At 55.9% G+C, this 26,124-nt stretch carries 34 protein-coding genes; 14 read left to right on the forward strand and 20 right to left on the reverse strand.

The window, feature by feature from the left end:
• Positions 1–273 precede the first annotated feature (273 nt).
• Both EKL29_RS02240 and EKL29_RS02245 read left to right on the forward strand, forming a co-directional pair.
• Positions 274–1,728: a sugar porter family MFS transporter gene (locus EKL29_RS02240; protein WP_120452156.1), complete on the forward strand. Its 1,455-nt coding sequence runs from the start codon at positions 274–276 to the stop codon at positions 1,726–1,728.
• A 97-nt stretch (positions 1,729–1,825) separates the two neighbouring features.
• Entirely contained in the window at positions 1,826–2,083 is a 258-nt protein-coding gene (locus EKL29_RS02245; RefSeq protein ID WP_120452157.1) for a hypothetical protein, read from the forward strand.
• 16 nt (positions 2,084–2,099) lie between these two features.
• On the opposite strand, the gene EKL29_RS02250 is transcribed toward EKL29_RS02245, so the two are convergent.
• Both EKL29_RS02250 and EKL29_RS02255 read right to left on the reverse strand, forming a co-directional pair.
• Entirely contained in the window at positions 2,100–2,387 is a 288-nt protein-coding gene (locus EKL29_RS02250) for a hypothetical protein (protein ID WP_120452159.1), read from the reverse strand.
• A 53-nt stretch (positions 2,388–2,440) separates the two neighbouring features.
• Positions 2,441–3,205: an SDR family NAD(P)-dependent oxidoreductase gene (locus tag EKL29_RS02255; protein WP_126688744.1), complete on the reverse strand. Its 765-nt coding sequence runs from the start codon at positions 3,203–3,205 to the stop codon at positions 2,441–2,443.
• A 151-nt stretch (positions 3,206–3,356) separates the two neighbouring features.
• On the opposite strand from EKL29_RS02255, the gene EKL29_RS02260 reads away from it, so the two are divergent.
• Both EKL29_RS02260 and EKL29_RS02265 read left to right on the forward strand, forming a co-directional pair.
• Positions 3,357–4,559 carry an FAD-dependent oxidoreductase gene (locus EKL29_RS02260; RefSeq protein WP_126688745.1) on the forward strand — a complete coding sequence of 401 codons (1,203 nt, stop codon included), beginning with the start codon at positions 3,357–3,359 and terminating at the stop codon, positions 4,557–4,559.
• Between the two features lie 65 nt (positions 4,560–4,624).
• Positions 4,625–5,905, forward strand: a complete 1,281-nt coding sequence (locus EKL29_RS02265; RefSeq protein WP_240629426.1) for an MFS transporter — start codon at positions 4,625–4,627, stop codon at positions 5,903–5,905.
• 7 nt (positions 5,906–5,912) lie between these two features.
• Here EKL29_RS02265 and EKL29_RS02270 read toward each other — a convergent pair whose 3' ends face one another.
• From EKL29_RS02270 to EKL29_RS02285, 5 genes are all read right to left on the reverse strand, one after another.
• On the reverse strand, positions 5,913–6,263 hold the full coding sequence (locus EKL29_RS02270) for a DUF3147 family protein (protein WP_120452167.1): 351 nt from the start codon (positions 6,261–6,263) through the stop codon (positions 5,913–5,915).
• Positions 6,264–6,317: 54 nt separating this feature from the next.
• The gene (locus EKL29_RS02275) at positions 6,318–6,593 is read right to left on the reverse strand and encodes a metal/formaldehyde-sensitive transcriptional repressor (RefSeq protein WP_120452169.1); all 276 of its coding nucleotides are present in this window, start codon (positions 6,591–6,593) and stop codon (positions 6,318–6,320) included.
• Positions 6,594–6,841: 248 nt separating this feature from the next.
• The gene (locus EKL29_RS02280; protein ID WP_120452170.1) at positions 6,842–7,090 is read right to left on the reverse strand and encodes a YqjD family protein; all 249 of its coding nucleotides are present in this window, start codon (positions 7,088–7,090) and stop codon (positions 6,842–6,844) included.
• Positions 7,091–7,180: 90 nt separating this feature from the next.
• Positions 7,181–7,345 (reverse strand): hypothetical protein, encoded by a 165-nt coding sequence (locus tag EKL29_RS23180; RefSeq protein ID WP_269949150.1) that lies wholly within the window; start codon positions 7,343–7,345, stop codon positions 7,181–7,183.
• Positions 7,346–7,546: 201 nt separating this feature from the next.
• A complete protein-coding gene (locus tag EKL29_RS02285; protein ID WP_126688747.1) occupies positions 7,547–7,816 on the reverse strand; it encodes a hypothetical protein in 270 nt (89 codons plus the stop codon).
• A gap of 162 nt (positions 7,817–7,978) precedes the next feature.
• Here EKL29_RS02285 and EKL29_RS02290 point away from each other — a divergent pair, with 162 nt between their 5' ends.
• Positions 7,979–8,920: a GNAT family N-acetyltransferase gene (locus EKL29_RS02290; protein ID WP_126688748.1), complete on the forward strand. Its 942-nt coding sequence runs from the start codon at positions 7,979–7,981 to the stop codon at positions 8,918–8,920.
• A gap of 21 nt (positions 8,921–8,941) precedes the next feature.
• On the opposite strand, the gene EKL29_RS02295 is transcribed toward EKL29_RS02290, so the two are convergent.
• The 7 genes from EKL29_RS02295 to gabT form a co-directional block, all read right to left on the reverse strand.
• Positions 8,942–9,127: a hypothetical protein gene (locus EKL29_RS02295; protein WP_126688749.1), complete on the reverse strand. Its 186-nt coding sequence runs from the start codon at positions 9,125–9,127 to the stop codon at positions 8,942–8,944.
• 68 nt (positions 9,128–9,195) lie between these two features.
• The gene (locus EKL29_RS02300; RefSeq protein ID WP_126688750.1) at positions 9,196–11,112 is read right to left on the reverse strand and encodes a methyl-accepting chemotaxis protein; all 1,917 of its coding nucleotides are present in this window, start codon (positions 11,110–11,112) and stop codon (positions 9,196–9,198) included.
• Positions 11,113–11,504: 392 nt separating this feature from the next.
• Positions 11,505–11,981, reverse strand: a complete 477-nt coding sequence (locus EKL29_RS02305; RefSeq protein WP_126688751.1) for a GNAT family N-acetyltransferase — start codon at positions 11,979–11,981, stop codon at positions 11,505–11,507.
• Between the two features lie 142 nt (positions 11,982–12,123).
• Positions 12,124–12,720: a DUF1349 domain-containing protein gene (locus EKL29_RS02310; RefSeq protein ID WP_126688752.1), complete on the reverse strand. Its 597-nt coding sequence runs from the start codon at positions 12,718–12,720 to the stop codon at positions 12,124–12,126.
• Positions 12,721–12,961: 241 nt separating this feature from the next.
• Complete coding sequence (locus EKL29_RS02315) at positions 12,962–13,441, reverse strand: OsmC family protein (protein ID WP_126688753.1); 480 nt, start codon at positions 13,439–13,441, stop codon at positions 12,962–12,964.
• Positions 13,442–13,741: 300 nt separating this feature from the next.
• Positions 13,742–15,157, reverse strand: coding sequence for a GABA permease (gabP, locus tag EKL29_RS02320; RefSeq protein WP_126688754.1), 1,416 nt, complete (start codon positions 15,155–15,157; stop codon positions 13,742–13,744).
• Positions 15,158–15,238: 81 nt separating this feature from the next.
• Positions 15,239–16,525, reverse strand: coding sequence for a 4-aminobutyrate--2-oxoglutarate transaminase (gene gabT / locus EKL29_RS02325; RefSeq protein WP_126688755.1), 1,287 nt, complete (start codon positions 16,523–16,525; stop codon positions 15,239–15,241).
• A gap of 110 nt (positions 16,526–16,635) precedes the next feature.
• Here gabT and EKL29_RS02330 point away from each other — a divergent pair, with 110 nt between their 5' ends.
• The 4 genes from EKL29_RS02330 to EKL29_RS02345 all read left to right on the forward strand — a co-directional run bounded on the left by EKL29_RS02330 (position 16,636) and on the right by EKL29_RS02345 (position 19,583).
• Positions 16,636–18,129, forward strand: a complete 1,494-nt coding sequence (locus EKL29_RS02330) for a PLP-dependent aminotransferase family protein (protein WP_311778955.1) — start codon at positions 16,636–16,638, stop codon at positions 18,127–18,129.
• Positions 18,130–18,507: 378 nt separating this feature from the next.
• Complete coding sequence (locus tag EKL29_RS02335) at positions 18,508–18,738, forward strand: hypothetical protein (RefSeq protein ID WP_120452183.1); 231 nt, start codon at positions 18,508–18,510, stop codon at positions 18,736–18,738.
• Positions 18,735–19,130 (forward strand): Imm63 family immunity protein, encoded by a 396-nt coding sequence (locus tag EKL29_RS02340; protein ID WP_120452185.1) that lies wholly within the window; start codon positions 18,735–18,737, stop codon positions 19,128–19,130. The genes EKL29_RS02335 and EKL29_RS02340 overlap by 4 nt, the downstream gene beginning before the upstream one ends.
• Positions 19,131–19,376: 246 nt before the next feature.
• The gene (locus tag EKL29_RS02345) at positions 19,377–19,583 is read left to right on the forward strand and encodes a DUF2767 family protein (protein WP_120452187.1); all 207 of its coding nucleotides are present in this window, start codon (positions 19,377–19,379) and stop codon (positions 19,581–19,583) included.
• 82 nt (positions 19,584–19,665) lie between these two features.
• Here the strand turns inward: EKL29_RS02345 and EKL29_RS02350 are convergent, their stop codons facing one another.
• Positions 19,666–20,229 carry a hypothetical protein gene (locus EKL29_RS02350; RefSeq protein ID WP_126688757.1) on the reverse strand — a complete coding sequence of 188 codons (564 nt, stop codon included), beginning with the start codon at positions 20,227–20,229 and terminating at the stop codon, positions 19,666–19,668.
• 62 nt (positions 20,230–20,291) lie between these two features.
• The gene (locus EKL29_RS02355) at positions 20,292–20,621 is read right to left on the reverse strand and encodes a hypothetical protein (RefSeq protein WP_126688758.1); all 330 of its coding nucleotides are present in this window, start codon (positions 20,619–20,621) and stop codon (positions 20,292–20,294) included.
• Between the two features lie 214 nt (positions 20,622–20,835).
• Here EKL29_RS02355 and EKL29_RS02360 point away from each other — a divergent pair, with 214 nt between their 5' ends.
• Complete coding sequence (locus EKL29_RS02360; RefSeq protein WP_126688759.1) at positions 20,836–21,015, forward strand: hypothetical protein; 180 nt, start codon at positions 20,836–20,838, stop codon at positions 21,013–21,015.
• A 37-nt stretch (positions 21,016–21,052) separates the two neighbouring features.
• Here EKL29_RS02360 and EKL29_RS02365 read toward each other — a convergent pair whose 3' ends face one another.
• Positions 21,053–21,409, reverse strand: a complete 357-nt coding sequence (locus tag EKL29_RS02365) for a DUF4186 domain-containing protein (protein WP_126688760.1) — start codon at positions 21,407–21,409, stop codon at positions 21,053–21,055.
• A gap of 98 nt (positions 21,410–21,507) precedes the next feature.
• On the opposite strand from EKL29_RS02365, the gene EKL29_RS02370 reads away from it, so the two are divergent.
• From EKL29_RS02370 to EKL29_RS02380, 3 genes are all read left to right on the forward strand, one after another.
• Complete coding sequence (locus EKL29_RS02370; protein ID WP_126688761.1) at positions 21,508–21,732, forward strand: YgdI/YgdR family lipoprotein; 225 nt, start codon at positions 21,508–21,510, stop codon at positions 21,730–21,732.
• Between the two features lie 121 nt (positions 21,733–21,853).
• On the forward strand, positions 21,854–22,237 hold the full coding sequence (locus tag EKL29_RS02375) for a hypothetical protein (protein ID WP_126688762.1): 384 nt from the start codon (positions 21,854–21,856) through the stop codon (positions 22,235–22,237).
• A 21-nt stretch (positions 22,238–22,258) separates the two neighbouring features.
• Positions 22,259–22,672 carry a GNAT family N-acetyltransferase gene (locus EKL29_RS02380; RefSeq protein WP_126688763.1) on the forward strand — a complete coding sequence of 138 codons (414 nt, stop codon included), beginning with the start codon at positions 22,259–22,261 and terminating at the stop codon, positions 22,670–22,672.
• Here EKL29_RS02380 and EKL29_RS02385 read toward each other — a convergent pair whose 3' ends face one another.
• Together EKL29_RS02385 and ldcA are read right to left on the reverse strand one after the other, a co-directional pair.
• On the reverse strand, positions 22,673–23,335 hold the full coding sequence (locus EKL29_RS02385) for an MBL fold metallo-hydrolase (RefSeq protein WP_120452202.1): 663 nt from the start codon (positions 23,333–23,335) through the stop codon (positions 22,673–22,675).
• A gap of 22 nt (positions 23,336–23,357) precedes the next feature.
• Positions 23,358–24,284 carry a muramoyltetrapeptide carboxypeptidase gene (gene ldcA / locus EKL29_RS02390; RefSeq protein ID WP_126688764.1) on the reverse strand — a complete coding sequence of 309 codons (927 nt, stop codon included), beginning with the start codon at positions 24,282–24,284 and terminating at the stop codon, positions 23,358–23,360.
• Positions 24,285–24,451: 167 nt separating this feature from the next.
• On the opposite strand from ldcA, the gene emtA reads away from it, so the two are divergent.
• On the forward strand, positions 24,452–25,081 hold the full coding sequence (emtA, locus tag EKL29_RS02395) for a membrane-bound lytic murein transglycosylase EmtA (protein ID WP_126688765.1): 630 nt from the start codon (positions 24,452–24,454) through the stop codon (positions 25,079–25,081).
• A gap of 4 nt (positions 25,082–25,085) precedes the next feature.
• Here emtA and EKL29_RS02400 read toward each other — a convergent pair whose 3' ends face one another.
• Complete coding sequence (locus EKL29_RS02400; RefSeq protein WP_126688766.1) at positions 25,086–26,033, reverse strand: sugar-binding transcriptional regulator; 948 nt, start codon at positions 26,031–26,033, stop codon at positions 25,086–25,088.
• Positions 26,034–26,124 lie beyond the last annotated feature (91 nt).

Below are 26,124 nucleotides of genomic sequence, written 5' to 3' on the forward strand. Positions count from 1 at the left end.
CGAAACGTCGTTGGCGGAGAGGGCTTATCTGCCGCGCCGCGATGCGGGGATGCCGCAACTGGCTCTCTGCTACGCCATACGACAATCAATCATAGTCCACGCTGGAAGAGTTGCCGACGCGGCGCACGCGGCGCGGCGGCGCGCCTGGCGCTGAATGGCGGAGAAATCAGGTGACGACCATTACAAATCGGAAAGTGCATCTATACTTGTCACTCTTGCCTGTGTTGGTGAAATTATGAGCTAATTCAGGGTGTTGATACTTATGGGGTGACTGTGGAGCAGAATAAAACTGAATCAAACGACAGTGGAGCGCCTTCGGCTGATACCGTTCGCCAGCGGCTCTTTTTCGTTGTGCTGGTAGCGACCATGGGCGCGCTCGCCTTTGGCTACGACACCGGTATTATTTCCGGCGCACTGCCCTATATGACGCTGCCGCCTGCGCAGGGCGGACTGGATTTAACGCCCTTCACCGAGGGGCTGGTGACTTCGTCGCTGATCTTCGGCGCTGCGGTCGGCGCCTTTCTCAGCGGCTATGTCTCGGATCGCTTCGGCCGCCGCATAACCCTGCGTAGCCTGGCACTGCTCTTCGTCGCAGGCGCGATCGGCACCGCCGTCGCGCCTGACGTCGAGGTGATGGTTGCCATGCGTCTGCTGCTGGGTATCGCGGTGGGCGGCGGCTCGTCCACCGTACCGGTCTTTATTGCCGAAATCGCCGGGCCGCGCCACCGCGCGCCGCTGGTGAGCCGCAACGAGTTGATGATCGTTTCTGGTCAGCTGCTTGCCTATGTGGTCAGCGCCCTGATGAGCTACCTGCTGCACGACCCGAAAATGTGGCGCTATATGCTGGCGCTGGCGATGATCCCCGGCGCGTTGCTGTTTATCGGCACGTTCTTCGTACCGGCGTCGCCGCACTGGCTGGTGGCGGAAGGGCGTATTAAAGAGGCGATGCGCGTGATGAAAAAGCTGCGCGAGACGCCGCGCGAGGTGCGCAAAGAGATGGCGGCGATGCGCAAGCAGGCGCGGGAAGCGGAGCGCGGCCCGTCGGCCGGGGCGCTGCTGCGTGAGAAATGGGTGGTCCGGCTGCTGCTGCTGGGGGCTGGCATGGGTATCGTTATCCAGTTCACCGGCGTCAACGCCTTTATGTACTACACGCCGATTATTCTGAAAACCACCGGTATGGGCACCAGCGCCTCTATTGCCGCCACTATCGGCAACGGTGTGGTCTCCGTGCTGGCGGTAATGGCGGGTATTCGCGCGGTAGGACGCTTTGGCCGCCGTCCGATGCTGATTACCGGGCTTTGCGTGGTTATTGTCGCGCAGCTGGCGCTGGGGGCAGTGCTGGTCTTTATGCCGCAGAATATGACGCAGAGCCTGCTGGCGCTCGGCTGCATTATGCTGTTTCTGTTCTTTATGCAGATGTGCATTTCGCCGGTCTACTGGCTGCTAATGTCGGAGCTGTTCCCGATGAAGGTGCGCGGCGTGCTGACCGGCACCGCCGTCTCTTTCCAGTGGATTTGTAACGCGGCGGTCGCTTTCGCCTTTCCGCCGCTGCTGGCTCTGGCAGGCAACAACACCTTCTTTATCTTTGCGGTAATTAACGTGGCGTCGCTGGCGTTTGTCGCTTTCATGCTGCCGGAAACGCGCGGCAAATCGCTGGAGCAGATCGAAACGCTGATGCGCGAGCGCTTCGGCGAAGCGGATAAAGTGGCTGCGAGCGACGCGGCGTAAGCCCAGGCTGCGGATTATCACGCTGATAATCCGCAGCTATTGCACTAAATACTATAACCGTCTGGTGGTCGGCGTGGCGTCCGGGAATAATCGCAGCATGACTACTTATCGAATCAAAGTGGGATTTCATAATCCCTCCGCGCTGACCTTCCGGGAGCTGGATATGATTCTGGCTGAAGCGTCATTCCGCGCCGCGCAGTCACAGCGCGCTGGCGTACGTTATTTCACTGAGTATGAATATGAGTCGGAAGGGGATCTCTGTTCTGTGTGCGCGCTGGCCTATAGCCACGCCTGTAAAGTGAAGAAATGTCCGCTGGTGCTGGTGGAGATGCAAAAGGCCGAGGCGGGCGTCTGAGCCGCGCCTCAGCAGGTTACAGCATTTCGTCGGCCTGGATCGGCTGCGGATGCCAGCGGTTAACCGCCTCTTTGACTTCATCTTCGCTGGGATGGCCTTCCGTCGCCACGTTATAGCGTTTGCCGTCTACCGCAATCACCGTGACGGGCAGCACGTATTGCTGGAGTTCTTCACGCTCCGGCGAGGTGCTGCTCTCCGTCTCTTCCGGCGCTTTAATCTCTACCTCTACTTCCACCTGGCCGGCTTCAAAGCTTTTCACTTCGCCGTGATAGCCCGCGCCAAAAATCAGATAATCCTGGTTCATAGTCTCTCCTGTGCGTAAGCGGCATCGCACAGCGCGATGCCGTCTGTGGCGCGTTATGCCTGTTTCGGCTGCCCGTTAGAGGCGGTGAGGCCGCCGTCGACCGGCAGATTGACGCCCGTGATATAGCGCGCCTCGTCGCTGGCGATAAACAGCACCGCGCTGGCGATATCTTCCGGCTTGCCGGCGCGACGCAGCGCGATGCGGTCGTAGAAGCGCTCCAGCAGCGCCTCATCATTTTTCATATCTTCAGTGAGATCGGTAAAGGTGAAGCCGGGGCAGATGGCGTTGACGCGCACGCCGTCGGCGCCGTAATCCATCGCCAGCGAGCGGGTAAAGTTCGTCACCGCGCCTTTAGCCGCATTATAGACGCTCATCCCCCAGTCGCCGCCGAGGCCGGAAACCGAGGAAATATTCACGACGTTGCCCTTAGTTTTAAGCAGGTCGGGCATAAAGTGGTGAATGCAGTAGTAAACACCGTCCAGATCAACCTTCATCAGCTTATGCCAGTCGTCTGGCTGCACCTCATGAATGCGCCCCTGCACCACGCTGCCTGCGTTGTTGACCAGCACGTCGACGCGCCCGTACTTCTCCGCCACGCGATCGCGCAGCGCCTTAACCTGATCAACCTCGGCGACGTCGCACGGCGCCACCAGATGATCGCCCGCCGTCAGCATCGCCAGCGTCTTCTCCAGCTTTTCCCGGGTTCTGCCGACCAGCACCACAGCGGCGCCTTCACGGGAAAACTGTTTCGCCGTAGCCTGACCAATACCCGATCCTGCTCCGGTGATAACGACGACTTTTCCTGTAAATCTCGACATGTTCTCTCCTTACGGTGGGGTGATTAACATTACCTTTAAGTCTGGCAGCCAGACGGGATCGTTCAAGCCAGACGGCAATATCCCTGCAATAAGTCTGTACTTTATCAATGACAGCTGGCCTACACTGTCAGGCGATAACCGAGGAGCTACCATGCCATCACAGACGCTTTCCGCTGACTGCTGCATCGTCGGCGGCGGCCCGGCGGGCCTGATGACCGGATACCTGCTGGCACGCGCGGGCCTGCAGGTGGTCGTGCTGGAAAAACACGCCGATTTCCTGCGCGACTTTCGCGGCGACACCATTCACCCCTCCACGCTGGAGGTGATGCACCACCTTGGCCTGCTGGATAAGCTGCTGGCGCTGCCGCATCAGCGCGCCGAAAAGCTGCAGGCGGAGATGGGCGGCGAAGAGGTGACGATGGCGGACTTTTCGCGTCTGCCGCTGCGCTGCCGCTTTATTGCCTTTATGCCGCAGTGGGATTTTCTTAACTTCCTTGCCAGCGAAAGCGCGACCTTCCCCGGCTTCAGGCTGTTGTCCTCAACGGCGCTCAGCGATCTGATTGTAGAGCAGGGCCGGGTGTGCGGCGTGACGGCGTTGCGCGACGGACAGCCGCTTACCATTCGCGCGCAGCTGGTGATTGGCGCGGACGGGCGGCATTCGGCGGTCAGAGAGAAAGCGGGGCTGGCGAGCCGGTCATTCGGCACGCCGCGCGACGTTATCTGGTTCCGGCTGGATAAGCAGCCGGAAGATCCGACGCTGGGCAGCGGGCACACCGGGCCGCGCAATAACTTTATCGTTATCGATCGCGGCGATTACTGGCAGTGCGGCTTTACCATCCAGAAAGGGGAATTTGAGGCGCTGCAGCGCGACGGGCTGGCGGCGCTGAAGCAGCGCATCGCCGCAGTGGCGCCCTTCAGCGCCGCGCGTCTGGAAGCGATTGACGACTGGTCACAGATCCGACTGCTGTCGATTCGCATTGACCGGCTGGAGAGATGGATGAAGCCCGGCCTGCTCTGCATCGGCGATGCGGCGCACGCCATGTCGCCCATCGGCGGGGTAGGCGTTAATCTGGCGATTCAGGATGCGGTCGCGGCCGCCAACTATCTTACGCAGCCGCTACAGCGCGGCAGGGTAAGGCTGCGCGATCTGGCGCGGGTGCAGAAGCGACGCCAGTTTCCCACCGTCGCCACCCAGTTTCTGCAAATTAAAATGAGCCGTAACCGGCCGGGTACAGGCGCTAAAAACCCGATGCCGGGCATCCTGCGGAAATGGCCATTCCTGCGCTTTGTCTTTGGTCGTCTGCTGGGCATGGGGTTCCGCATGGAAAAACCGCGCCGCTTTATCGCGCGCTGAAGCCGAACGCGCGACGAAACCCTATACTTGACCCCATTGAGCGGCCCGTCACTAAGGATACGCCTGTGGAAAATCCTCAACTGCTTGCGCAGCGTCAGCGACGCGCGCTGATTGCTGGTTCGGTCGGCAACTTTATTGAATGGTATGAGTTCGCTGTTTATGGCTTTCTCGCCACGCTGATCGCGCAGAACTTTTTTCAGCTGCAGGGGGCCTCGGCGCTCAGCAGTCTGATCCTGACTTACGCCTCGTTCGCCATCGCCTTCTTTTTTCGTCCGCTCGGTGCCGTTATTTTTGGCCGCATCGGCGACCGCGTCGGCCGCAAACCGACGCTGATCGCGGTGCTGCTGTTGATGACGCTGGCGACCACGCTGACTGGCCTGGTGCCAACCAGCGCGGCGCTGGGCATCGCCGCGCCGCTGATCCTGACCGGGCTGCGTATCCTGCAGGGGCTGTTCGCGGGCGGCGAGTATGGCGGCGCGGTGTCGCTGATGACCGAGTTCGCACCGCCGGGCAAGCGCGGGCTTTACGGCGCATGGCAATCCTTTACCGTCGCGCTGGGGCTGCTGGCGGGCGCGGGCGTAGTGGCGCTGCTTTCCGGGCTGCTGAGCAGCGATGCGATGCTGGCGTGGGGCTGGCGGGTACCTTTTCTGCTGGCGCTGCCGCTCGGGCTGATTGCGCTGTGGCTACGGCTGAGCATGGAGGAGACGCCGAGCTTTATTCGGCAGCATCAGCAGCCGCGGCCGCAGGCGAGCGCTATGCAGACGCTGAAAATCATTTTGCTGGCGATAGCGCGCGTGATGCTCTGGTCAGCGGCGGGCTATACCTGGCTGGTGATTATGCCCAGCTATCTGCAGTCTGCGCTGCATACCGGCTTTAACCAGGCGCTGCTGAGCGCGGTCATATCGAACCTGGGCTTTGCGGCAACCATTCTGCCCGCCGGGTGGCTCAGCGATAAAATCGGGCGGCGGCGCGTAATGGTAGCGGCCAGTGTGTTACTGCTGCTGCTCGCCTTTCCGCTGTTAAAGCTGCTGCAGGACGAGACAACTTCGACAGCGCTCAGCGCGCTGGTGGTATTTATCGCTGGCGGCATCGTCGGGATGCTGGCGGGACCGGGCCCGGCGATGCTCGCGGAGATGTTTCCCACACAGGTGCGCTACACCGGACTTGGGCTGGCTTACTCGCTGTCGAACGCGATCTTTTCAGGCTGCGCGGGTCTGATTATTACCGGGCTGATGAAGCAGACCGGCAATCTGGATATTCCGGCATGGTATGTGATGGCGACGGCGCTGGTCAGCATTCCGGCGCTGATGACGTTGAATAAAACCGACCATCAGCAACGGCTGTAGGCTGCGCCTACATCAGCACAATGCCAAAGCGTTTTAGCAGCAGCGCCCACAGGGCGAAGAGCGCCACGGTGATGACGCAGGAGATGCCCAGCGTAGGCCAGAAGCCGGTGCGCTGGTAGAGAAACGGAAACAGAATAAACATCGGCAGCGTCGGCACGACATACCAGAAGGTGTACCAGGCGTGGGCGGCAATCTTCTCCTGCGCCTGTCCCTCCAGCTTCATCCAGATCAGCACCAGTACGGTGACCAGCGGCAGGGCGGCCAGCAAACCGCCCAGACGATCGCTGCGCTTCGCCGTTTCGGATATCAGCACCACCATAAAAGCGGTTATCGCATATTTTGAGATAAGCCAGAGCATTGTTTTTCCTGTTAGTGATTATTGAGCCGGCAGGCAGGCGCCGTAGCGGATTGTCTACTTCAGATAAGAGCGAATAACCGCCACGATCTCTTCCAGATCTTCGTTTCGCTCCTGCGGGGTGGCCGCTTCATTCATCAGGTGTTCGCGGATATGCCCTTCCAGCAGTTCGCTCATCAGGCCATTAATGGCGCCGCGCACCGCCGCGACCTGCTGCAATACCTTCAGGCACTCTTCACCTGACTCCAGGGCTGTCTCCAGCGAGGCGGCCTGGCCTTTAATGCGGCGGACGCGGGTCAGCAAACTCTTTTTGTTTTTTAAGGTATGCGCCATTGGAATCTCCTGAAAGCCGCTATCTATACTGGGGTATAGTATATGGAGGGTGATAATAGGGCCTGTGCGAGCGGCTGGCAACTGGAAACGCTGCTAAAAGTCAGGGTGAGAAACGATGATGGCTGTTATGACGGTGCGCGTAAGGGCAGGGAAGAGGCGAGTCGCGGCAAGAGAGCTACGCTGGCCTGGCGGGAAGGGACAAACGCCCCTTCCCGACCTCCTCACGTTATGTGAGGAGGCGCGCGGGGTTATTTACGACCCAGCAGGAAGCCGATAAAGACGCCGACGCCAGCAGCCACCGCCAGACCGGCAAGCGGATTGGACTGAACCTGGTCTTTAATGCAGTCAGCCGCGTCGCGCGCAGCATAGGTCGCCTGGTTGGAATAACGGCGCGCTGCGCCGCGAACGCGATGACGCGGAGAATCGGTGGCTTCGCCCCATTGCTGCTCAGCGGCACCGGCAACTTCTTTTACGGTATCTTCGATTTTTCCTGACATAGTTCGTCTCCTTTGGGTTGGCATTCACTAAAAGCGTAGCAAAGCCCGGCGGTTATGCTGGAAGCTTACGCTTTTGTTACGCTTTTCATCTCAGGATTGTGGCTGACCGACCGGGCCGCTGCCGCCCGGTGCGCCCGGTGGTTGCTGCCCGCTGGGCGCATGTGGCGGCGCTGGCGCGTCATGCGGACGCGGCGCGCAGGCCGTAACGGCGACTGCGCCGATCCCCAGCAAAAAAATCATTACCAGCTGTTTCATACGTTCTCTCCCGGCTAAAAAAACAGGTGCTGAAAGCGTAGCGGGCGAACAGGCAGAGGGCAAACGAGGCGCCGTAAATGCACAGCGCGCTGGCAAAGCAGGGGGGAAACGGAAGCGTACTGCGGTGGTGAGGTCGCTTTAACAGGCAGGTTTTTGCAACCGCTCAACCTGAGGCTGGCGTAACGGGGGCCAGCGCAATGGCTATTTTTTACGTAAAAGAAATGCTGCGATTGCCGTCATAACGCCGATAAAGGGCATAGTTCCGGCACCCGCAAGAAAGTTATGCTGATCAATTCGGTTTTCTCTGCGTATATCCATAAAACGAGTAAGCGCATGGTTTTCATTCGTTGCGCAGATCTCTTCACGCTGTTTTTCATAGCCCTGTTTAAGCAACAGAGCGGCGCCTGAAGCATCTGCACTCATCAGCGCAACAACTTTTTTGCCTTTTTTATAGAAATGGTACTCAGGCATCTGATCCTCCATGCTGTAGGGATGTGATATGACAATACGCCTGATCTGTTCAATTGCCTGTATTTTTGCTGAGCGGCTTCCCACAGACTAACTTATTAGCTGTCATGCATTTACAACAAGCCAAAATTCTGCCGCGACTGGCGGTGATACAATGGATTTTAAATGATTGAACATATGCTTGCACAATATGGCTCGCTTCCTTTGCCGGTTGATTTGCTGCGCGCCCAGCTTGAAAAATGGATATCAATGCAGGAAAGCTGGTGTTCTGACAAATCTTTTTCAGCACGCTTTCCCTGGCGTGAAACAGGATTACCTCAAAACGCTTTTTTACAGCAAAAATTATGCATTAACGGCAAATATTTTCTGACCGGCCCTCGCTATAAGGCAGGAGATATAAGTCGCCCGTTTATTGATATTGTCGCGTCGGATTCCGTTGTAGATAACCCTGTACTGGACGTTATCAGCAAAGCGTGGGCAAGGATAAAGCCTGAATATATCCGCGTGCTTGTACCAGGATGCCATACACCTGCGGGCATCGCAGACCAGCTTATCTACTCGACTCCTCTTGATTTTGTTTCTGCTCCGCAGGATGAGCGCGCACTGAGTCTGATACGCGCAGTTCCTACTGATTTTGCATGGTGTAAATATTCTATTATCGAGGCTTATGAACACGCCTGGTCTGCTATACCCGGCTTAGCTGGCAGCTTATGCGCAACGGAGAGCGGTGAGCTGCAACAGCATATCCTGAATGGCGATACCTGGATCCTCTTTGAACAGGGCAAACGGGTTGGTCTGATAATTTGTGAAAAAGCAGATACGGCTTTTTTACCGGGCTTTCGTATTTCCGAAGAAATTATCCTGCCTGCTTTTCGCGGACGTTCTCTCGCGTCCAGAGCACAGCGCATGTTGTGCCGCTATCTCTTTCAGAATAGCCAGCCGACCTCTTTGCTATCTGGAACTATCAGCCCTCAAAATTTACCTTCTGTAAAATCAGCAGAGAAAGCAGGACGAACCTGTATTCTCAGTTATCAGTTTCTTCCAGCTAAGCAGAGTAATAACAAACGAGAAAAGTGTGTACAGCCAGATATGTTCCCCGATAATTAGCGCCGCGAAGAATTAATGATGCTATCCGAGTATCTCTATAGCCTTAATGATGGCTGCTTTTCGCAGCCCGCCCGCTTCTGTTATCAGCAGGCCGTTAAGTTTATCGATCAGGTTCGCGCGGGTAATGGAATCAGCGCTATAAAAAAGCGCCTCAGATGCTTCACCGATGATGATATGGGCAGCTCTGACTTTTTGCTCTTCAGACATCTTTCCCCCTTAACCGGCTGAAACAGCAGGCACCTGACAGGCACCTGCATCTGAAAGGTCAGTAGAAGTTAAAAGGTTTCCCAGTTAGCGCCAGAAGGCGTGGCTAACGCCGGCGTATTTTTGCTGCTTCTCTGAACCGGGGCTTTTGGCGCGATTAGTCCAGAGGAGGGGACGCGGAAAACAGAAACCGTTCTTTCCAGCTCCAGCGCCTGCTCTTCCAGGCTGCTGGCCGCAGCGGAGGACTCCTCAACCAGCGCGGCGTTCTGCTGTGTAGTGGTATCCATCTCTGTCATGGCCAGAGAGATTTGGCTAATACCGCGATTTTGCTCATCCGAAGCAGCAGCGATTTCGCCCATAATATCCCGCACCTGAGAAACCGATTTAACGATATCTCCCATCGTATCGCCGGCACGATTAACCAGCGTGGTGCCGTCATTCACCCGGTCCAGAGACTCGCGAATCAGCGCTTCGATTTCTTTAGCCGCCACAGAACTGCGCTGAGCCAGGTTTCTTACTTCACCTGCAACGACAGCAAAGCCGCGACCCTGCTCGCCAGCGCGCGCCGCTTCAACCGCCGCGTTAAGCGCCAGAATATTGGTCTGGAAGGCAATACCGTTAATGACCGTGATAATTTCACCAATTTTACCGGCGCTATGGCTGATCCCGCCCATGGTGGTAATGACGTCATGGATGATTTCACCGCCACGGCTGGCGTTATGCGACGCCTCTGTTGCCAGCTGGCTGGCATGATGCGCATTTTCTGCGTTCTGTTTTACGGTAGATGTCAGTTCTTCCATGCTGGCTGCTGTCTCAACAACCGCAGCCGACTGCTGTTCTGTGCGTGAAGACAAATCAGTATTTCCCGCGGCAATCTCAGAAGAGGCGCGGGCGACGCTGTTAACGCCGTCGCGTACCCGAACAATAATGTTGCGCAGGCTCAGGTTCATCGCGCCAACCGCTGACATCAGTTGTCCCAGTTCGTCAGAGCGTGTGCTGGCGATTTCTGAGGTCAGGTCGCCTTCAGCGATGCGCTGGGCAGAGAAAAGCGTTTCTTTTAGCGGAACAGTGATGCTTCGGGTCATTCTCCACGCCACCAGAAGGCTCAGCACAATACAGGCTATCGTCGTAAAGCCAATCTGCCACAGCGCCGTGTGGATATACTTATCTCCCATTTGCGTCTGAAACAAAGATAAGTCGGTTACAGCCCGATTCAGCGTCTCCGCTGCGTGGGTCATCTCATCCGAAGCCTTTTTTTCATCACGAACGAGCAGCATATAGTTTTTTAACAGAGCGGGAGTCGCTGCTGTTTTTTGCGCTGCGGAGTTTAATAATTCACCCAGCTTCGCATCAGGATCGGCTTTGAGTTGCGAAATAAAAGGGGTGGTTTCACCCTGAATCTGTGTGATTTTATTTAGCGACGTGTCGTCCGGCGTCTTTATAAAGTCCTGAATCAGTAAAACCGTTTGATCAATCTTCAGCGTAAGTGAAAAAAGCGGCGCGGCTGAACCCGCAGCCACAGCAGATTCCTGTGCGGCAAGCTGTTCTGCTAACAGCGGTAAGCCTGTTGAATTTAATTCATTTAAGGAGAGCAACGACTTATCCGTGCTTTCCAGGAACGCCTGCCGCTTTTCTTTGTACTGATTTAATAAAGATGCCAGCTGAGACAGTTTATTCTGACCCTCAGCAGACCAGGCGTACTTTTCCAGGCTCTGTTTCAATTGTGAAAGCCGATCCATCGCCTCTCCATTGATAATGATGAATTTTTTATCGCGAGTGTATTGAAATAAGGTGCGGTTGAGTCTGGCCTTGCCCAGCGTGTCCAGCATTTCTACGGTAATGTCACGCTTCACGGAGTTTTCCTGAATGTTTAAAAAACAGCGCAGCGTGAGCAGGGAAATAATCAACGAAGCCAGTATAACCAGCGAGAAACCCAGGAATAATTTTCCGCCTATTCTAAGATTAGAAAGATTTTTTATAAATTTCATTTAGATAACCCTGTATTGTAGAGAAGGCCTGAGTCTGAAAATTTTCCGCTCTGGGCATCAATCTATATCGGCATAGAAAACAGGGTTTTTAGCATTGTTTCTATTTTTTAATAGTAATGTTGAGGTTAATTGATTTGGATCACGTTCGTGAGTTTTAAACGATTGCGAACAGCTGTGATTGTTTAGCAGGGAATGATTTGAGTCCTAACCTAATAAGGAGGATATAGACCGCTACCCGCATCGTAGATAAATGGGCAGAGATTTATCAGGTTGACCTGAATAACAAAATAAAAGGGAAGCGGCTGTTTTTGCTGAAAGTATAAGAGAGCTTCTGCCTGAGTGAACTCACATTATTCCACGGCGGACGATCACCGCCGTGAATCATGCATGTATCACAATGACAGGTCGATAGCCATTTCCATGCAGCGCAGCTCTGCGTTAGCCAGTTTTGAGAAGTAAAGGCTTTCTCTGAGGGATTTAAATCCCTGTTTTTCATAAAAGGTTATTGCATCTGGCGTTGAAGATAAGGTCAAACGGCTAAACCCGCGTTGACGAGCTTCATCTTTAATTTTTGTGAGAATCATGCCGGCACAACCTTTTCTGGCATGGTCTGGCGATGTGAATATTGCCTCAACGCTTGCTGACGCAATATCAAGGTATCCGGTTGCTACGGGACGGGCATCAGGTCCCTCAACAATAAAGAAAGGATTTTCCTTAATAACTTCTCTGTACCTTTCGGGCATAGCTTCAGGCGTCCAGGCGGCGATGACGGCTGGGTCGTAACTGCTTTTGCAACCGTGCCTGATAGCCAGATTTCTAATGTTCCAGCACGCCTCTGCTTCATCAGGTCTCGCGAGTCTACTCTTCATCTTTTACCCTTGATATTTGCCTTGAAGATAAAAATGTTTAAACGCTTTATCCAGCGCATTAAGGTTCACGTCTGGAACGTAGCAGTGCATCGGAAAAAGGCCTCCTGTAAGGGAGGCGCAGATATGAAATCGACAAGCGGACTCAGGTAAGGTCGTGCAGCGGCTTGCTTCGAGGTTGACCCAGGGAAAAATCGCAGAAGGTGACTTCAAAGCCTTGTCTTTCTGGGGTACAAGCCATCACGCCCACAAAGCGTTTTTGATGCTGAGGCCAGTAACACAGCCGCAGCAGCGGCCAGGTTTTACCCTCTGTAGAATACTGTATTCTGAGCGCTTCGTTTTCCAGGGTAGCACGCATCCAGAACTCTTGTGGATTACCGGGGAAAAGGCCGGTTGACCAGTCAGATGTGTCACGCGTAACCACACAGCCTACCGCTGGCTGGTCGTCATTAAATTCTATTCCTGCCTTCACCCAGCGATCGGCTTCATCCAAAATGAAGATGCCCGCCTGATCATAAAGATCTGAAAAGTCAGCCATCACTTTTACCTGAAGGGTGAAATCGCTCTCCACGTAAAATCCAAATGCATGACCGGTGTGCCGCTGAAAGCCATAGTAGGTCTGTTTCCAGAAATCCGTATTGGCTTCCGTTGTGAACCGCAACTTGCCTTTCTCAAAAGCGTAATGTTCGGGCGGGTTGATCCAGACTCCACCCTCTGCTTCCAGCGAATTAATCGTGCTCATCGGTTTTCTCCAGGTTGCAGGTTGGTCATTTCAACATCCGGTTGCCTGAAGTCATTCACCGCACTCTTCAGGATTCAGTTTGCTGCTGGCACTAAGCAAAAAGAGGGGTTTTATCCTCTGAGAGCGAGCAGTGGAAGCAGAACAAATATAAGAGACTGGTCATCATCTCATCAGTTACTGCTCCTGCCGCAGCGCAGTCATCAATTATCGAACGCGGCACCAGCATAATATAAGAGCAAACTTAATCAGGCATACTGTTATCGAAAATAAACTCAGGTTCATAGCTGACAGGGAAATTCACTGACCTGGCGATAAAACAAACTTTATGGATCTCATGATGAATAGCGGTGGCAGCCTCGATATCCGTACCGGGTAATACTGTAATTTTTGGCTTAAGCGTGGCTGAAATAAAGCGGCCAGCGCCACTTTTTAAAACTTCACCTGTCGCCACAGGGGAGTCTTCATAATCCATTACGGTAATGCCTGCATCTGATGCCAGATGCAAATACCACAACATATGGCATGCGGAAAGAGAGGATATCAGCAGATCCTCCGGATTCATTTTACCCGGGTCGCCTCCCAGTAACGGATCGTTAGAGCAATGTATTGGTTCCTTACCGGCTATTGAAATATCCCAGGTTCGCGCATAGGACCGGTAGCCTGATGTGCCTGTTCCCAGGTTGCCTGTCCAGGATATATGCGAAGAATAACGGTGTTCCATTAATTTATTGCTCCCGTTCTGCATAGATGATATGTGAAAAAGTGTTCCAGGCGTTCTGTAATATCAGGGTGTTGATATGCTGAAATATGCACATGATCTGCACCGTATGATGCGGCCCCGGCTTTCCCTTTAAACAGAACTGTATTTAATGCAGCGGCTAACTAAACCACCCTGATAGCGTGACGGTATACTATTTGGCTGAGAGGGGCCACAGGCAGGTCGCTGCATGCGTGACGATTGCAGTTATTGCACAGGGACGCGCTTTATCAAATAACATGCTGCGCGACCCTGTTAGTCAGCTCAGGAGTTTTCAGAGGACTGAACGGCATAGAAGCGCGTTTTCTGTCGCTTATTCTTTTTACGAGGCACGATCAGGCTGGCGGCGATAATCGCCAGCGTGAGGCCGCCAGTTGCCAGCAGCTCGGTCTGATGCTGAGCGTTGAACAGCATAGAAACCAGCACGGTAACGATAAAGAGTATGGTAATCCAGGTCAGGCCGGGGAACAGCCACATACGGTAACTCAGCTTTTCGCCCGCTTTTTCGCGCTTTTTGCGCAGTACCAGATGAGAGGCGGCAATCACCAGATACACCAGCAGGGCGATAGCGCCGGAACTCGCCAGCAAAAATTCGAATACCACGCTGGGCGCCAGGTAGTTAGCCACAACTGCGACAAAAGCGGCAGCGGTTGAGAGCAGCACGGCAACCCATGGCGTACCGCTGCGATTCGTGCGTGAGGCCGCCGCGGGCGCATCTTTGCGACACGACAGTGAATAGAGCATGCGTGACGAGGTATAAAGCGCCGAGTTAAGACAGCTGCATACCGCCATTAACACGACGATATCCACAATCAGCCTGGCGTGCGGGATATTCATCGCCTGAAGCGCGGCCTGATAAGAACCATGCTCAATCAGCGCCGGGGAATTCCACGGCACCAGCGCCACCACAAAGAAAATCGACAGCAGGTAGAACAGCGCGATACGCCAGATAACCGAATTAGTGGCCCTGGTGATTTGCTTGCCTGGATCCTTTGATTCGGCGGCGGCGATGGTAACAATCTCGGTGCCCATAAAAGAAAACATCGTGGTCAGAATCGCCGCCATCACCTTACCCATGCCGTTGGGCATAAAACCTTGCGTATCGTAGAGATGCTGAAGGCCGCTGGTGCTACTGTTGGGCATCAGGCCAGATACGGCCAGGCCAGCAGCACACAAAAACGCGACAATCGCCGCTACCTTGAGCAGCGCAAACCAGAATTCAAACTCACCATAATTTTTCACGCTCAGCAGATTGGTGATGGTTAAAAACAGCGTGATAGCCAGGGTGAACTGCCAGATGGCGATCTGGGGGAACCAGGCGTGCAGGATGGTGCCGGCAGCGTTGGCTTCCAGCGGGATAACCAATACCCAAAACCACCAGTAGAGCCAGCCGATAGTGAAACCGGCCCAGCGGCCCAGCGCCTTGTCGGCATAGGTTGAAAAAGAACCTGAATCGGGCAGCGAGACCGCCATTTCAGCCAGCATGCGCATTATCAGCACTACCAGCGCACCGGCGGCGGCATAGGCGATCAGCACCGCCGGACCCGCCTCGTAAATCGCGTGGCCGGAGCCCACAAACAGGCCGGCGCCAATTACGCCCGCAATTGACAACATGCGCACGTGGCGCGGCTTCAGGTTTTGTGCCAGTGCATCTTCATTTGCAGTCTGCGTTGTTGTCATCAGAACGTCTCCAGAACGATCCCCGGGCTTTTGTGTCCGGGGCGAGCAGGGGATGGGCTCGCCGCAGCGAGCCGGGAAGGATCAGGCCGTTACGACGCTTTTTTCGACGTCAGCGGCGCAGTGGTTGAGAACCGAGGTTAAAATGTCCAGCGCCTGGCGGAACTGCTGGTCAGGAATGGTCAGCGGATAAAGAAAACGTATAACGTTGCCTTTTGCGCCGCAGGTCAGCAGCAGCAGGCCATTCTCCATCGCTTTTTTCTGTACCGCCTGCGCGGTGGCGGTCTCGGTAAATTCAACGGCCACCATCGACCCTAACGCGCGGACATCGGCAATCGCGGGACACTGCTTACGGAAGGTCTGTAGCTCGGCCTCAAGCCTGCCGCCAAGCTCAGCGGCCCGGGCGCAGAGTTGCTCCTCGTCGATTACGTCAAGCACCGCATGCGCTGCGGCGATCGCCAGCGGATTGCCAGCATAGGTGCCGCCGAGGCCGCCCGGACCTGGCGCATCCATCACCTCTGACCGCCCTGACACGGCGGAAAGCGGCAGGCCGCCCGCCAGACTTTTCGCCATAGTGATGAGATCCGCTTGCACCGGATAGTGCTCCATGGCGAACAGCTTACCGGTGCGGGCAAAACCGCTCTGCACCTCGTCGGCGATAAGCAGAATGCCGTAGCGATCGGCCAGCTCACGCAGCCTGACCATAAACTCAACCGGCGCCGCATGGAAACCGCCTTCGCCCTGCACGGGCTCCAGCACGATCGCGGCTACGTCCTGCGGCGCGATATCCTGAGTAAAAAGGGCATCGAGGCTGGCTAGCGCCGCGTCGATACTGATGCCCTGTACCGCGCTGGGATAGCGCGCATGAAACACCGAGGCGGGCATCGGGCCGAAATCACGCTTATAGGGGGCGACCTTGCCGGTCATCGCCATGGTCATCAGGGTGCGACCGTGAAAGGCGTTGCCAAAGGCGATTACGCCAGGGCGGCGGGTATAAGCACGGGCGATTTTGACCGCATTTTCTACCGCTTCTGCGCCAGTGGTGAAGAAGGCTGTTTTAGCCTGGCCGGCAACAGGCACCCGCTGGTTGATGCGTTCAGCCAGGGCGATATAGCTTTCGTACGGAGTGATTTGAAACGCGGTATGCGTAAATTTTGTTAACTGATGGGCTACTGCCTGTTCGATGCGCGGATGGCGATGGCCGGTGTTGAGCACCGCGATGCCGCCAGCGAAATCGATCCAGCTGTTGCCCTCGTTATCCCACAGGGTCGCGTTTTCCGCCCGCGCCACATACCAGTCGCACAGCGTGCCGGTGCCGCGGGGTAAAGCCTGTGCTTTGCGCTGCTGCATCAGGATATTTTGTTCGCTCATCTCATCCACCTCGCTCATATGCTTATTTACATTTCCCGACAAACGCTTTTATTTATGCGTGCGAGAAGGTAAGTTGCCAGAGCCAATTTCAGAGAGAGGGATGGAGCCAATTGCAGCTGCTTTACGCCGATCACTTATTAGCACGATTGCAGTTTTTACCGAGTGGCTCACTGCAGCAGCGACTGCTGACCTGCATGCAGGCCGCAATCATTGAGGGCGTTTTTCCACGCGGCGGGCGCTTGCCGCCGACGCGCGATATGGCCCGTGAGCTTGGGGTGTCACGCAACACCGTACTGCATGTTTATGAAAGTTTGATGGCGCAGGGCTACGTGACGGCACGCACCGGCAGCGGCACCTGGATTGCGGAGACGCTGCCGGAAATCTGTCTGCAAAGCCACGCCACCGATCTGCTACAGCCTGCCTCCACGCCGCTGCCGGCGACCCTGTCAAAACGGGGCGCGATGCTGTTAGGGCATGCCACCGCCTCGCCCTACCAGTGGGGAGCCTTTGTACCCGGCGCGCCCGACGTCACGGAGTTTCCGCATAAGCTTTTTAGCCAGATTCAGGCAAAGCTGAATCGCGATCCCGATGTCTATCGGTTGATTTACAGCAGCGGCGGTGGCTGTCCCGATCTCCGCCATGCGCTGGCGGAGTACCTGCGTGTGGCGCGTTCGGTCAAGGCGGATGCAGATCAAATCCTGATAACCGAAGGCGTGCACCAGGCGGTCGATCTGGTCACCTGCGTGCTCTGTGACCCGGGCGATCTCGTCTGGATGGAGGAGCCGGGGTACTGGGGCACGCGCAACCTGCTGCGTAAAAACGGACTTAAAATCCGGGCGATGCCGGTGGATAACGAAGGGATTGTGCCAAAGCCCGGGCTGCCGCCCAGGATGGTATTTGTGACGCCTTCACATCAGTATCCGTTGGGCGTTCACCTTAGCCTGGCAAGACGAAAGGCGCTTTTAGCGCTGGCAAGGCGTCATCAGAGCTGGATTATTGAAGATGATTACGACAGCGAGTTTCGCTTCTCAGGCCAGCCTTATCCCTCCTTGCAGGGGCTGGAAGCGGATGCGCCGGTGATCTATATGGGCACCTTTAGCAAGACGCTTTATCCGGCACTGCGCATTGGTTACATAGTGGTGCCCAAAATGCTGGCCGAACCGTTGCGCATCGCGGCGGCTGAGCTTTATCGCGGCGGTCATCTGCTGATCCAGCGAGCGCTGGGGGAGTTTATACGGCAGGGGCATTATATGGATCATATCCGTCGCATGCGTTTGCTTTATGGCCAGCGGCGTCAGTTTTTATGCAAACTGATTGAGCGCTATCTGGGGCCGTCCTTTCTGTCGCCGGTCAACCACGACGCGGGATTACATCTGGTGCTGCATCTGCCATCTGGCTGCGACGATGTGGCTATTGCCGCTCAGGCGCTGAAGCGCGGCGTTAAGGTGCGGCCGCTGTCGCAATACTATATGCATCCGCAGAGCTCACGCGGGCTGCTGCTCGGTTACGCCTGCGTGAATGAACGGCAGTGTCAGGATGCGTTCGGCGTGCTGAAAGGGTGTTTGATCGCGGCGGGTATTCAGATTGATGCTTCAGCTAAGTGACTTCTGTTCAGGACAAACAGCTGACATCAGCCTGGATTCCTGCGCCCGGCTGTAACGCCTTGCTTTTGGATAGCAGGCATATCCTCTGGTTTGGTCGTGATTAACTTAGATCCCCGAAAACGAACATTTTCAGGCTGGTTATTAAAAGAGTATTGAACATGCAGTCGACTGGCAGGGCGGAACAGGAGCTAACCGTGGAGAATAAAAGCTGCAGCTGAAAAAAACTCCTGGCTCAGGCTTTGTTTAATGCGCCAGTTGCCAGGGGAAGGAAGCAGATATCAACACATTCCGTCTATACAACTGGCTATTTAGCACATAGTACATTGTGCTTCTGTGGCAGATTAGCTGAAATTCATGACAGATAAAGGCTGAAAGGAAATGGCTATAATATTTATCCCAGCATTGATTGCATTGCTTGAATCGAAAGAGAAGGAAACCGGACATGAATTGACCCGTGATGAAGTTGAGACGATACGTGATAATGCTACCGTTATTCAGTTACCAGATGAAATTGCAGCAGAGATGGTAAGAACCCGTGGCTATTCGGATATTGATGCGGAAAACGTCTGGAATGCGTGGTTAATATACAAGTTGAACAGGATGTCATGAAAAGTATTGAAGAGTTGAGATTAGCGCTTCTTGTTATAGGCGAGCGTCTCGGCGGGGGTATCAGACCGAATCATTATTTTATTATCCCTGACAAACCAGATGGCCTCGCGACTCCCTGGCTGGAAATTAACGGAAAAGAATACCATTTCGTTATCAGTGAACGGGGCATGGAAACAGAGCGTAAGATTACCTTTAGCGAAGATGAAATACTTTACTGGTTCGCTGATTGTGGTGTGCGTGCTTTAGCTTCACATTATGCAGCTTCAACGAGCTATCCAGCCGGGAGGTTCAGGGAGACATATTTCCGGAAACAATTCTACTTAATGCTGTCAATCAAGCCAGAATGGGCGACCAGAAAGAAAAAGGAGTTTCTGACCATTATCCAGCCATGACTGGTTTGCTACATAGACGTTAAGCGCTAACAGTCGTGGCACACTTCGCTGGCATCCCGTATAGCTTCGCCTCTGGTACAAACCAGATAATCACTCTCCGCCGTCTCCAGTCAGGTATTTCACCGCTTTTGCCAGCTAAGCCCCCTGTGCCTTCCTGCAGACGTCTGGTTTGCAGGCTGCGTCAATCCTGACTACTGTTTCTGGATACTCATTTACGGCGGCCGACAGGGTGAAACAGGAGGAGCAATGAAGCGCGACGTATTAAATGAAGATGACTACGATGAAGTGTGTCGCGTGATTGGCGATGCAGTGGTCGTGCTGGCCGAATCGGGCCGGGAGACGCGGCGGGACGATATTTCAGATCTGCTGAAACGCGCACGTCAGCATCGTTCGCACAGCGAGCGCGATGAGCAGCGTATGCTGGAGCACGCGATTCGTCTGGTTAAGCCGTGAAAAAGCCAGGGGCCAGGAGCGGGCAAGCATAAATAGCCGTGTCTGGAGGTCAGGAAAGCGCCGTTTGCGTCGGCGCTGATGGCTATGCCTGCTGCGCCAGCAGCCTAGGGCGACTGGCTGGATACCAGCTCACCAGAAAATGCCGCAGATGATCAAAGCACCACTCCGCCTCGTCGCGCTGCTGGCAGTAGTACATCACCGTCACCTTCTCATATTCCCGCGCGCGCTGGCGCAGCGGTGACCAGCCCCAGTCCAGTACGCAGCGTGCATAATTAAGTAAGGCGTCCGGCTCCATACGATGCTGCGTCGCCTGCTCGCGCAGATAGCGTTCGAAAGCGTTATCAAGCGTCAGGGTCTCTTCCTGGGTGACAGGCAGTTCAGGGCGAAAGGCGAAATCGATAAAGCCGCACACCGCGTCGGCGCGCTGCTGCCAGTCGCAGGCCAGCGTCATAAACAGCCCGTCCTGCAGATTGACCTCCTCCAGCAGACGACGAAGATTCGCCGACTGCGCCAGCACCGCAATCTCATCAATACGCTCCGTTTGCAGCGTAAGATCGATGCCGCAGGGGTTCACTGAACCATCCTCATTGCGCGTGGCGGGGAAGGGGAAATCAATATAGCCGTTATTATCCAGTCGCTTTTCCATAAGAGATGAGCCTGCAGCCTGACAAGCCATGACAATAGACTATCTGGCCGCAGGACGCACGTCTAAGGGCACGTCCAGGTAATCATGGTGTCTTCGTGCGGATTAATCAGGCGGAACTGCTTATCCGACAGCCGCTGCGCGTAGTAGCCTTCAGGCGTGACGGCGGAGGGGACATATTTGAAACGATCCAGCGATTGCAGTGTCCCACTCTGCACTTTGACGCCATCGCGGCTGATGGTGAAGGCGTTGACGAGGTCAAAAATTGTTGCCCGCGTCTGTCCCAGCGGCTGGCCGTAAATGGTGCTGACCTCGCCGGGGCAATCCACCCCTTTCGGGCCGGAGGCACAGCCAGCAAGTAGCGTAATAAAAATGCAAAAGGTGAGTCGCAACATATCCTGTACCTGCTTCAATCCCTGGGAATCCCGTGGCGCTGATGTTTGATGCGTTGCGTCCCGGCTATTGTGATCATAGCAGGTCTGGCGCGGCATCCAATTTGCACTTTGATTAATAGTTAAGCTTTAAACGTGCCAGAGGGTGACTTGAGTAGCATATTAAAGGTATTCTTGCCATCTTTGCGCACCAGTTGGGCGATTTAAGGGAAATTTAATGAAAGAAGAAGAAGCCAGTCTAATGATTATTCGTCATGCGATCGAGAGGCTTGAAGCGGAAAAGAAGCAGCAGGTAGTCTCCTGCGTTGCTGCGATCCGCGATGTTATGCAGGGATACGACGAGGAAAACGCCTCGCTGGCGTTAATGCTGGTCGCCGCCGAGGTTGCGGCGGAATAAACTTCAGCCCGGGGTTGCATGATGCGGCGCCGGGCTTCTACGAATTCATTTCCTTTACCAGCCAGCGGTGGATCACGCCGACAATCCACGCCTGCTGCTCGCTGGTCAGCGGTTGATGGGCAGCGATGCTGTGCCACTTCGCCAGACAGCCACGACAGCAGGTCGCCGTAGCGTGCTGAGCGATAAACACCGGATGACCACGCATCGGCGTCTGTTTGCCGTCGTTCTTCGGCTCCGCCTGCGCCAGGCGCTGTGCGACAAAACCCGCCGCGTGCCTGTCAATAACCTCCGGTCCTTTCGCCAGACAGTAGTCGCGCTCTTTTACGCCCAGGTGGAAGCGGCGGCGAAACGGCGACTGTGCCAGCCGCTGGAACAGGGCATCTTCCCGGTTCATAGAATCTCCTTTAGGAATCAATACGTTTTAAACCTTATCCTGGTTTCGCTTTCGTTATGCTGTGCTAAACCTAAAGCGAAACCAGCAAGGGAGGATATATGAAAAAAACGCTGATGCTGACTGGTGCGCTGAGCCTGAGCCTGCTGCTGGCCGGCTGCGCTAATGACCATATTCTGCATACCAACGACGGCCGTACCATTGTGACGCAGGGCAAGCCGAAGGTGGATGACGACACCGGTATGATCACCTACAAAGATGTCTACGGTAAAGAGCAGCAAATTAATCGCGACACCATTAAAGATATGTCGCAGGTCGGGAACTAACGACAGCTTTTGTCACAATTCGGCCCGCCCCATGCGGGTCGTTCCGCTTTTCCCGTCCGTCTGGTGTGTTACTCTGAAAAAAGATAACCAAATCAGAGCATAACTTCGACGGAGCCTGAAAATGAAAGCCACTCTTTTCACCCTCGGCTTGCTGAGCTGTTACATTGCGCCCGCGTGGAGCGAAACCCAGTTCCAGATCACCTGTCCCGGTCGCCCCACAATGACCATCTCCCGCGCCGAATATGGCCTGAGCACCTTAACCTGGCCGCAGCACCACTTTCAGATTGCCGCTGGTCAGCAGCGCACCCGCTTAGAGAGCGGCGACAACGTTTCCATTACCCGCTTCCGCAACGGCGACCAGCTGATCGTCAACAACGCGAGCGAAGAGACCTTCTTCGTTTACCACGACAGCGACCGGCTGATACCCTGTAGCCGCAGTGAAACGCGCGATGTCGATCAGCTGTCGCTGGAGCCTTATGACGATCGCGACCATCCGCACTCTTAACCCGCTTTAGCCGGAGAGTCTATGCAACTGAACGTTACGGATGCGGTCACGCATCAGGATCTGGATGAGGTGCGCCTCGGTCTGAATAGTTTTAACAGCCGTTTTATCAATATCGACGAATTGAAGTCCATCGGCGTTTTCGTCACGGACGAGCATGGCAAAAAGCTGGCGGGGCTGACCGGCTCTACCACCGGCAACTGGCTGCGCATCGATATGCTGTGGGTCAGTGAGGCGCTGCGCGGGCAGGGTGTCGGCAGCAGGCTGCTCAACGCGGCGGAAGAGGAGGCGCGTCGGCGCGGCTGCTGCTATGCGCAGGTCGATACCGCCAGCTTCCAGGCGCGCCCCTTTTATGAAAAGTCAGGCTATACGCTGCGTTTCAGCCTGGATAACTACCCGCGCCATCATCAGCGTCACTATCTGAGCAAAACGCTGTAATCAAAACAGCGGCTGCTGGCGCATATCCAGCGGCTGCTGTTCCGCCTCGTCAATCGCCGCCAGCCAGCTCTGCAGCGTGACTTCGACCCACGAGAGGTGGCCGCGCGTGGTACTCATCAACACCACATCGGGCCGCAGCGTGCGGTAGAACTCCAGCGACTGCTGCAGCTCGTGCGGATTGCTGTCCGGGGCGAGAAGAGTAACCCAGCGATGGTGGTCGCGCGTCAGGGTAGCGCCGACGAACAGGTAGGTGCGGCCCAGCGGCGAGGCGTAAAGAAAGCTGCTGCTGCCTGGCGTATGGCCCGGCGTCGGCAGCAGATGGAAGTCGCCGAAGTGCGTCTCCTGCTGGGTAAAGGTGTCATCCGGCTCCAGCACCCGGCTGACGGGGCCGATAGAGCGGCTGTGGCAGTAAAGCGCGCTGTTAAAGCGCTGCTGGATGGCGATGGCACCGGGTGCGGCTTCGTGCCAGTGAGTCAGATAGTGGCGAATCACGCCGCCTTCGTCGGCCAGCACTTCATGATCGAGCGGATGCTCCACGCGGCCAATCAGCAGATTGCCGCGCGGATGACGCAGCATAAAGCCGTGCATCATTAAATCATCAACAGTCTCTTCCCCCGGAAATTCCGGCGTGGAGATCCACAAATCGTCGTACAGCGGCTTCAATGGCGATCTCCCTGAGAACGGCTTAATGCTCGGGTAAAACGGGATGGCCAGTGGCCTGTAGTTCAGCCTGATGGTTCGCCACGCGCAGCTGCGCGCGCGCGCCGATCGGCAGCGTCACGGTATCCGCATCGTGGCCAAAGGCCAGATCGCTGATTACCGGCAGGCCGGTCACGTCGCGCAGGTACTGCCAGACGCTGGCGTAATCAAAACCGTTGTCATAGTCGCTCATCGCGGTGCTGGTAAAGCTGCCGGTAATAATGGCGCGCTGCCGCGCCAGGATGCCGCTCTGCTGCAGCTGGATCAGCATGCGCTCGACGCGGAACGGATGCTCATTCACATCCTCGATCACCAGAATGCCGTCGTCGAACTGCGGCAGCCACGGGGTGCCGATCAGCGAGCAGATCATCGCCAGATTGCCGCCCCACAGCGTGCCCTGCCATTCACCGCTGTCCGGCGTCTCGCTGCGCCAGCCAACATTGACTGTAGGCGAAGTCAGCGCCTGCCAGAAGTGAGCCAGCGTAAATTCAGATAAAACCTCCGCGCCGAAGTTACCCGCCAGCATCGGCGCGCTGAAGCTGACGAGACCGGTCTGCGCCAGCAGCGCCAGCTGCAGGACGGTAAAATCGCTGTGGCCGCACAGCGCCAGCGGCTGATTAAGCAGACGGCGCTGCAGCGCGACGTAATCGATATGCGCCAGCAGGCGGCTGGCGCCGTAGCCGCCGCGTACCGCCAGCACGATGTCAGGCAATGTCTCAAGCTGCGCCAGCTGGTTGAATTCGGCAAGACGTTCGGCGTCGGTACCGGCGAAACGCTGAAAGCGGCGGCCGATCGTCTCAAGATTATTGACCTGATGGCCCGCCGCACGCAGGCGGTCGACGCCGCGCCATGCGGCAGGCTGGTTATGACAATATCCGGAGGGCGAAACGAGATGAAAAGAACGCGAAATCATAAGACTATTCCTGCAGTTAGCGGGTAACTATCTGGCCGATGATGACGAAAAGCGCGACGGAAGTCACTGCGCGACACGGTTTTTTACGCAATTAGGATAAACGGTAATTTTGCTGCGGCGCGCGCCAGGTATGATAGCCTCCGACCCTATTGCATCAGGATGAAAAATTGGTGAAATTTCGATATCTTGCCCTTTCTGCGTTGCTGCTGACCGGCTGCGCCAGCGAACCGTCAAAACATGTCGTCAGGCAGCCAAACACGCCGTTAACCCAGGCGCCGCCCTCGAATATCAATGCGGCCTGGTCGATGTTCACCGAAGATGCCGCCAGTCATTATGGCGTTGATGAGAAGCTGATCAGCGCCATTATTACTGTCGAATCGGGTGGCAATCCCGGCGTCGTCAGCCGCTCCAACGCGGTGGGCCTGATGCAGATCAAAGCCTCGACGGCGGGCAGGGAGGTCTATCGCGTGCAGGGACGTCGCGGCCAGCCCTCTAATGCTGAACTGCGCGATCCGGCGAAAAATATCGATATCGGCACCGCCTATATCCGCATCCTGCAGCAGTCGGCGCTCTCCGGCATCCGCAATCCGCTGACGCTGCGCTACGCCACTATCGTCTCGTACGCCAACGGCGCAGGCGCGCTGCTGCGCACCTTCTCCCGCGACCGCGACCGGGCTATCGCCATGATTAACGCTATGTCGCCGGACGAGTTCTACCAGCACGTCCAGAACAAGCATCCCGCTGCGCAGGCGCCGCGTTACCTGTGGAAAGTCACCACGGCGTACCGCACTATTTAAGGCTTTACTCCACCAGCAGCCGCGCGGTGGGGTAATCCACAATCAAGACGTTAACGTAGCCGCCGCGCAGCGCGCCGCGAATGGCGTGCGCTTTTTCCTTGCTGCCCGCCAGCGCGACCACCTGCGGACATTTGCGCACCTGCGCCAGCTCCATGCCTATCACCGGATCCTCCTCCGCGCTCAGCACCGGTTCGCCCTGCGCGTCGAAGTAGTGCAGGCAGATATCGCCCACCGCGCCGCGCTGCGCCAGGGTGCGCAGCATCTCCTCATCATAATAGTTGCCGGAGTTGCGCAGCAGCGCCGACGGCTCCAGATCGCCGATGCCGACAATAGCCAGATCCACCTGATCGAACTTCTCCAGCACCTCCGCGACGTCAGGATTCGCCGCCAGCCGCTGACGATCCTGCACCGAGTGCTCGATCGACTGCGAAGGCAGCAGCCAGGAGGGGCAGTTAAGCAGCGCCGCCAGGTTCTGGGTCAGAATGGTCGCCTGCACGTTGCCGTTAGCGCCGACGCCGCCCAGCAGCTGGATCACCCCTTTACAGGCGGCGTTAAATGGGTGCAGCGCATCCACCATGGCACGAATGGTGCCGCTCCAGGAGGAGATGCCAATCAGCTCGTCGGCGCGCAGCCGCGTCTCCAGATAGTGCGCCGCCGCCGAACCGATCGCCTGCTTGATCTGCTGCTGCGAGGCGTTTTCCGGCACGTCCACCACAATCGCCTGCGGCAGCCCGTAGGTCTGTTCGATCGCCTTCTCCAGCGCCGGAAAGATATTTGCGGGCGGCACGACGCTGATTTTCACCACGCCTTCCTTCACGCTGCGGTTGAGAATGCGCGAGACAAAAGACTGCGACAATTTCAGCATCTGCGCGATATCTGACTGCTTCATCCCTTCGCTGTAGTAAAGCGTGGCAATCTTCACCATCAGCCGTTGCTCATCCTGTTTCGCCATTCATCCTTCCTCTCTGTTTCGGCCTGGTATTGTTAACCAGGATGCGAGAAATCACAACGCAGGACATTTTGTGATCTTTTTCGCTTTTTAA

Source organism: Pantoea sp. YU22 (assembly GCF_003970755.1).
Lineage (GTDB): Bacteria > Pseudomonadota > Gammaproteobacteria > Enterobacterales > Enterobacteriaceae > Pantoea > Pantoea piersonii.